Origin of the sequence: Pantoea sp. 1.19 (genome assembly GCF_001922585.1) — a bacterium.
Taxonomy (GTDB): Bacteria; Pseudomonadota; Gammaproteobacteria; order Enterobacterales; family Enterobacteriaceae; genus 1-19.
In genome coordinates, this window is the sequence record NZ_MRBS01000034.1 from 1 (window position 1) to 965 (window position 965).

Annotated in this window: 1 protein-coding gene and 1 pseudogene; both read right to left on the reverse strand. The window is 54.1% G+C overall.

Going from position 1 to position 965, the window contains the following annotated elements; translation table 11 throughout:
• A partial coding sequence (locus tag BS626_RS17980) for a GTP-binding protein (RefSeq protein ID WP_075183688.1) occupies positions 1 to 355 on the reverse strand: 355 nt, incomplete at its 3' end.
• 71 nt (positions 356 to 426) lie between these two features.
• Positions 427 to 965, reverse strand: a pseudogene (gene fusA / locus BS626_RS17985) (elongation factor G); the annotation flags it as partial.

Genomic DNA, 965 nt, shown 5'->3' on the forward strand with positions numbered 1-965 from the left:
GCTCACGGGTCTGCGGCATCGGGCCGTCAGTCGCGGCAACCACCAGGATTGCACCGTCCATCTGCGCCGCACCGGTGATCATGTTTTTCACATAGTCGGCGTGGCCCGGGCAGTCAACGTGCGCGTAGTGGCGAGTCGGGGTTTCGTACTCAACGTGAGAGGTGTTGATGGTGATACCACGAGCCTTCTCTTCCGGCGCGTTATCGATCTGGTCAAACGCACGCGCAGCACCGCCGTAGGTTTTAGCCAGTACGGTAGTGATAGCAGCGGTCAGAGTGGTTTTACCGTGGTCAACGTGGCCGATGGTGCCGACGTTTACGTGCGGTTTGTTACGTTGAAATTGTTCTTTCGCCATGGCGATCATCCTTAGTGTTATGCCCCCATCATCGACGAGGGCATGGAGTGACTATTGTTTAAACCGTAGCCTTATTTGCCACGGGCTTCGATTACGGCCTGAGCAACGTTGTTCGGTGCATCATCATACTTCAGGAACTCCATGGAGTAAGATGCACGACCTTTGGTCAGTGAACGCAGTTGAGTAGCGTAACCAAACATTTCGGACAGCGGAACTTCCGCATGAATCACAACGCCAGTTGCGTTGGACTCTTGTCCTTTCAGCATACCACGACGACGGCTCAGGTCACCGATAACGTCGCCCGTGTTCTCTTCCGGAGTCTCTACTTCAACCTTCATGATCGGCTCAAGCAGAACTGGTTTTGCTTTCTTAAAGCCTTCTTTAAAGGCGATAGAAGCGGCCAGTTTAAACGCCAGTTCAGAGGAGTCAACATCATGGTAAGAACCGAAGTGCAGGCGAACCCCCAGATCCACTACCGGATAGCCGGCCAGCGGACCAGACTTCAGCTGCTCCTGGATACCTTTGTCCACCGCAGGGATGTATTCGCCAGGAATCACACCGCCTTTGATGTCGTTGATGAACTCGTAACCTTTCGGGTTGGAGCCCGGCT